Here is a 6,417-nt window from a genome sequence, read left to right as displayed (position 1 = left end):
ATGGAAGAAATTTGAAGTTTATGAAGGTGACAAAAAGTTACCAGTCGAATTAGTATCATATGATTCTGATAAAGATTATGCATATATTCGTTTCCCAGTATCTAATGGTACGAGAGAAGTTAAAATTGTGTCATCTATTGAATATGGTGAGAACATCCATGAAGACTATGATTATACGCTAATGGTCTTTGCACAGCCTATTACTAATAACCCAGACGACTATGTGGATGAGGAAACATACAATTTACAAAAATTATTAGCTCCGTATCACAAAGCTAAAACGTTAGAAAGACAAGTTTATGAATTAGAAAAATTACAAGAGAAATTGCCGGAAAAATATAAGGCGGAATATAAAAAGAAATTAGATCAAACTAGAGTAGAGTTAGCTGATCAGGTTAAATCAGCAGTGACGGAATTTGAAAATGTTACACCTACAAATGATCAATTAACAGATTTACAAGAAGCGCATTTTGTTGTTTTTGAAAGTGAAGAAAATAGTGAGTCAGTTATGGACGGCTTTGTTGAACATCCATTCTATACAGCAACTTTAAATGGTCAAAAATATGTAGTGATGAAAACAAAGGATGACAGTTACTGGAAAGATTTAATTGTAGAAGGTAAACGTGTCACTACTGTTTCTAAAGATCCTAAAAATAATTCTAGAACGCTGATTTTCCCATATATACCTGACAAAGCAGTTTACAATGCGATTGTTAAAGTCGTTGTGGCAAACATTGGTTATGAAGGTCAATATCATGTCAGAATTATAAATCAGGATATCAAGACAAAAGATGATGCTACATCACAAAATAACACGAGTGAACCGCTAAATGTACAAACAGGACAAGAACGTAAGGTTGCTGATACAGATGTAGCTGAAAATAGCAGCACTGCAACAAATCCTAAAGATGCGTCTGATAAAGCAGATGTGATAGAACCAGAGTCTGACGTGGTTAAAGATGCTGATAATAATATTGATAAAGATGTGCAACATGATGTTGATCATTTATCCGATATGTCGGATAATAATCACTTCGATAAGTATGATTTAAAAGAAATGGATACTCAAATTGCCAAAGATACTGATAGAAATGTGGATAAAGATGCCGATAATAGCGTTGGTATGTCATCGAATGTCGATACTGATAAAGACTCTAATAAAAATAAAGACAAAGTCATACAGCTGAATCATATTGCCGATAAAAATAATCATACTGGAAAAGCAGCAAAGCTTGACGTAGTGAAACAAAATTATAATAATACAGACAAAGTTACTGACAAAAAAACAACTGAACATCTGCCGAATGATATTCATAAAACTGTAGATAAAACAGTGAAAACAAAAGAAAAGGCCGGCACACCATCGAAAGAAAACAAACTTAGTCAATCTAAAATGCTACCAAAAACTGGAGAAACAACTTCAAGCCAATCATGGTGGGGCTTATATGCGTTATTAGGTATGTTAGCTTTATTCATTCCTAAATTCAGAAAAGAATCTAAATAATTAACTGGATATAGCATATGTATGATTAACTTTGTAGACAATGTGAAAGCAATTAATTTATAAACTATTGATTGGTTTAATGGCTTTCCTTTAGAGTAAATAAAAAGAACAGCAGTGAGAAATTTTCTAATTGAAAATAATCTTACTGCTGTTTTTAATATTTGGATTCATTGTTGTGGTTACTTTAAAAAGTGAGCATCAATTAACGCTTTTTTCGATTTAACAAATGTGATTTAATATCATATTTTAATGCGTCGTTGTATTCTTTTTCAGTGATTTGATCTTCGATTAACATACGCTTTAATACATAATGTTGTCTTTGAATACTATATTTCAAATCTTTATCCGATTTTAACGTTCCATCTTTTTCGTAGGGTGTATAGCCATAAGGGCTTTGCAACAAACCGATAAGGTATGCAGATTGTGCAATTGATAAATCTTTTGGTGGAATACCAAACAAACTATATGAAGCGGATGCAATTCCGGAAATATTAGCGCCATTATAATCTCTACCGAAGGGAACTATATTTAAATATGTATATATAATTTCATCTTTTGAGAGTAGGTGTTCTAATCTAATTGCTAGGCGAAGTTCATTTGCTTTTCTACTATATGTTTTTTCGTTGGTAAGAACTTGATTTTTAACAAGTTGTTGTGTAATTGTGCTACCACCTGAACTTTGATCAGTATTAAAAATATCTTGTATCATTGCTCTTAAAATCGCCTTTGGTAAGATGCCATCATGTTTATAAAATAAAGTGTCTTCAGATGACGTTAATGCTTTAATGACATTTGGACTTGATGTTTTAGGGCCTATAATGAGTGAGTTTTGAGAATGGTTATACTCATATAATAAATTTTTGTTATTATGATCTAATAATTCATCGCCAGGTATTTGTCGAACTTTTTTTATTAAAGCATCATCTGATAATGAGTCGGACGTTTTAGTTAAATGATGAAAATATAAAGACATCGCAATCACAGCGATAGCAACGATGGCAATGAAAATCATAAATATAAAAACAATGACATGTTTGATAGCTTTATATATCTTTTCAAAATGATATATACGATGATTCAATTGATGATTGTTGTCTTGATTCGTCATCTTTAACCTCCTAAATTACGTATAGTATACCATATTTAAGCAATTTGACTTTTATTTTAACGTTAATTATAATTAGGGAAAATGCATAAAGAATAGGATAAAAGGACAAGTAATATTATTTGAAATCATCAGAGAGCTAGTGGTCGCTGTGAACTAGTGTTTTTAATAATATGAATACACCTTTATAACTAACATGTCCTACGTTTATTAATGAACGTATCATTAATAGAGTGAACATTATCTTATGATTATGTTTAAGTTTGGTGGTAACGTGCAATCGCGCCCTTACATATTTGTTGTAAGGGTTTTTTTACGTTCAAAAAGCTTTAAAGTATTTTAACAAGTATTCAATAAATAATTATAAATAGGAGGAAATAATAATGACGAATGTATTAATTGAAGATTTAAAATGGAGAGGTCTTATTTATCAACAAACTGATGAACAAGGTATTGAAGATTTATTAAATAAAGAACAAGTGACGTTATACTGTGGTGCCGATCCAACAGCAGATAGCTTACACATTGGTCACTTATTACCATTTTTAACATTAAGAAGATTTCAAGAACATGGACATCGTCCTATCGTTTTAATTGGCGGTGGTACAGGTATGATTGGTGATCCATCAGGTAAATCAGAAGAACGTGTGCTACAAACAGAAGAACAAGTAGATAAAAATATCGAAGGTATTAGTAAGCAAATGCACAATATTTTTGAATTTGGAACAGACCATGGTGCAGTGCTTGTTAATAATAGAGACTGGTTAGGACAAATCTCATTAATTAGCTTTTTACGTGACTATGGTAAACACGTCGGCGTTAATTACATGTTAGGTAAAGATTCAATCCAAAGTCGTTTAGAACATGGTATTTCATATACAGAATTCACATACACGATTTTACAAGCTATTGATTTCGGTCATTTGAATAGAGAATTGAATTGTAAGATTCAAGTAGGTGGATCAGATCAATGGGGTAATATCACAAGTGGTATTGAATTAATGCGTCGTATGTATGGTCAAACAGACGCATACGGTTTAACTATTCCGCTTGTAACTAAATCAGATGGTAAGAAATTTGGTAAGTCTGAGTCAGGTGCTGTTTGGTTAGATGCTGAAAAAACAAGTCCTTATGAATTTTATCAATTCTGGATTAATCAATCAGACGAAGATGTAATTAAATTCTTAAAATACTTTACTTTCTTAGGAAAAGAAGAAGTTGATCGCTTAGAACAATCTAAAAATGAAGCACCGCATTTACGTGAAGCTCAAAAAACATTAGCTGAAGAAGTAACTAAATTTATTCATGGTGAAGATGCATTAAATGATGCAATCCGTATTTCACAAGCATTATTTAGTGGTGATTTAAAATCATTATCAGCGAAAGAATTAAAAGATGGATTTAAAGATGTGCCTCAAGTGACATTATCAAATGACACAACAAATATCGTTGAAGTCCTTATTGAAACAGGCATTTCTCCTTCTAAACGACAAGCACGTGAAGATGTTAACAATGGTGCGATTTATATTAATGGTGAGAGACAACAAGATGTTAATTATGCTTTAGCACCAGAAGATAAAATTGATGGCGAATTTACGATTATTCGTCGCGGTAAGAAAAAATACTTCATGGTTAACTATCAATAAATATAATTGCATAGCTAAATAAATTAGAGCCTACTCATTACATTCTTAGGAATGAATATGAGTAGGCTCTTAATGTACTTTACTGTCTGTAAATTATCTAAAGAAATCTCTATCGCCTTGGCCAGGTGATTGACGTTCTGATCGGCTTTGACGTTTTGGTTGTTCTTTTTGTTGTTTTAATTTCACTTTAACTTCTTTTGTTTTACCATCACGGATAACGGTAACAGTGACTGATTCACCAGGTTTTTTATTTTCATATAAATAGCTTCTTAAATCAACATCATCTTTAATTTTCTTGCCATCAATTTCTGTAATAATATCACCTTTTTTAAGATCAATATCACTATCAGCTTTGGCGACATAAATACCGTCTTCTCTATCAGTATGAAGTTGCTCGCGCTCTTCTTCAGGAATATCTTTCAAATTAATTAAACCAATACCAATCGAAGGGCGGTCAATTTTACCATGTTTTACAAGTTGTTCAATTGTTACTTTAACTTCATTACTTGGAATAGCAAACCCGATACCTTCAACTTGTGTCGCAGCAATTTTCATTGAGTTAATACCAACTAAATTACCATTAATATCTACTAATGCGCCACCTGAGTTACCTGGGTTAATAGCAGCATCTGTTTGAAGAACGCTGACTTTTGTATTGCCACCAGTTGTCTCAGCGTCAATCGTACGTTCGCTTGCTGAAATGATACCAGATGTTACAGAGTTAGCAAATTGTAATCCTAATGGGTTACCCATTGCGAATACGCTATCGCCAGTTTGTACTTTTGAAGAGTTGGCAAATTGAATCGCTTTAATACCTTTTGTATTTTCAATTTTAAGTACAGCAATATCAGTTACTGCATCTTTACCAACTAATTTCGCTTTAACTTGTTTTTTATTATGTAATTGGACTCTAATTTCATTTGCGCCATCAATAACATGATTGTTTGTAACGATATAAGCTGAATTGTTGTTTATTTGATAGATAACACCTGAACCTACTCCAGCTTCAGATGGTTTAGATGATTTGCCTTTTAATAAGTCGTCTACACTTGATGCTTTTTGCATGTTAATAACTCCAACAATTGTAGGGGAGACAGATTTTATCATTTCATGAACGGTACCGAATTTCTTGCTTTGACCGTCTAATTGATTGCCACCTTTATTATTTGTTGTCTGGACAGTTGAACCATCTTTATTTAAAATTGTACTATTTAATACTTTGCCTATACCAAGTACTAGAAGTGCACCAATAATTCCAGCAATCAATGCAACGATGACTGTTTTAAACCATGGAAATTTAGGTCTTCTGTATCTAGGTGTTTGGCTATGGTTTGTTGTAGAATGATCTGTATGATTAAAATCTGACATACTTAACCTCCATTATATGATTTATATATGCTTTAATTATGTCTTTTTTTTATAATTATTGCTAGTAATACACTATACAACTTTAGATGTATTTTCAGACTATCTTGTTCTAGTAAAAATATAGTGATAAAATCTAGTTGTTATAAACAAATAAGTTAAGTAGGTGGCACAATGTATTCAGTGATTAGTAAGATTTTGAATTTCATTTTAGTTAAAATGTCAAAATCATTATACGTAATCGGTAAAGATAATATTCCTAAGGATAGTAAATATGTCGTAACTTGTACGCATGAAAGTTATAACGAAGTCATTATGCTAGGTATGGCATTATATCCTAATCAAATTCATTATATGGCTAAAAAAGAATTATTCAAAAATAAATGGATTGGTAAATTTTTAACGTCTTTAAATGCATTTCCTGTAGATCGTGAAAATCCAGGACCTAGTACTTTAAAACGCCCAATCAATTTGTTGAAAGATAATAAGACAGTTGGTATCTTCCCAACAGGTTCTCGCACATCGCAAGAAGGTGCACCTTTGAAACGTGGTGCTTCAACAATTGCAATGTTAAGTAAGTCACCAATATTACCTGTTGCTTATGTTGGTCCTACTAAGATTCACGGTCTTTTAACAGGACAAGCATACATAAATATTGGTAAACCAATCGATATTAACGATTTACCTAAAGATTTAAAACGAAACGAGCGTATCGATTATATTACAAAAGAGATTGAAACACGAACAGCAAAGTTACAACAAGAATTGCATGAAATTGTAAAAAGTTTATAAAATAA

The 6,417-nt window shown here is 31.9% G+C and carries 6 protein-coding genes; 4 read left to right on the top strand and 2 right to left on the bottom strand.

The window, feature by feature from the left end:
• A partial coding sequence (locus IDG65_RS03530) for an NEAT domain-containing protein (protein ID WP_206174020.1) occupies nucleotides 1-1,504 on the top strand: 1,504 nt, incomplete at its 5' end.
• 130 nt (nucleotides 1,505-1,634) lie between these two features.
• Complete coding sequence (locus tag IDG65_RS03525; RefSeq protein WP_001789987.1) at nucleotides 1,635-1,727, top strand: hypothetical protein; 93 nt, start codon at nucleotides 1,635-1,637, stop codon at nucleotides 1,725-1,727.
• On the opposite strand, the gene IDG65_RS03520 is transcribed toward IDG65_RS03525, so the two are convergent.
• Entirely contained in the window at nucleotides 1,707-2,612 is a 906-nt protein-coding gene (locus tag IDG65_RS03520; RefSeq protein ID WP_000184370.1) for a transglycosylase domain-containing protein, read from the bottom strand. The genes IDG65_RS03525 and IDG65_RS03520 overlap by 21 nt on opposite strands.
• A 380-nt stretch (nucleotides 2,613-2,992) precedes the next feature.
• Between IDG65_RS03520 and tyrS the strand changes: the two genes are divergently transcribed.
• A complete protein-coding gene (gene tyrS, locus IDG65_RS03515) occupies nucleotides 2,993-4,255 on the top strand; it encodes a tyrosine--tRNA ligase (RefSeq protein ID WP_000186037.1) in 1,263 nt (420 codons plus the stop codon).
• Nucleotides 4,256-4,348: 93 nt separating this feature from the next.
• Here the strand turns inward: tyrS and IDG65_RS03510 are convergent, their stop codons facing one another.
• Nucleotides 4,349-5,623, bottom strand: coding sequence for a S1C family serine protease (locus IDG65_RS03510; protein WP_001279338.1), 1,275 nt, complete (start codon nucleotides 5,621-5,623; stop codon nucleotides 4,349-4,351).
• A 171-nt stretch (nucleotides 5,624-5,794) separates the two neighbouring features.
• Here IDG65_RS03510 and IDG65_RS03505 point away from each other — a divergent pair, with 171 nt between their 5' ends.
• The gene (locus tag IDG65_RS03505; RefSeq protein WP_000287588.1) at nucleotides 5,795-6,412 is read left to right on the top strand and encodes a lysophospholipid acyltransferase family protein; all 618 of its coding nucleotides are present in this window, start codon (nucleotides 5,795-5,797) and stop codon (nucleotides 6,410-6,412) included.
• The last annotated feature ends 5 nt before the right edge of the window (nucleotides 6,413-6,417 follow it).

It is taken from the genome of Staphylococcus sp. EG-SA-17 (genome assembly GCF_017151845.1).
GTDB lineage: Bacteria > Bacillota > Bacilli > Staphylococcales > Staphylococcaceae > Staphylococcus > Staphylococcus aureus.
Note: the sequence above shows the minus strand (reverse complement) of the source record. Positions and strands in the feature narration are given on the sequence as shown.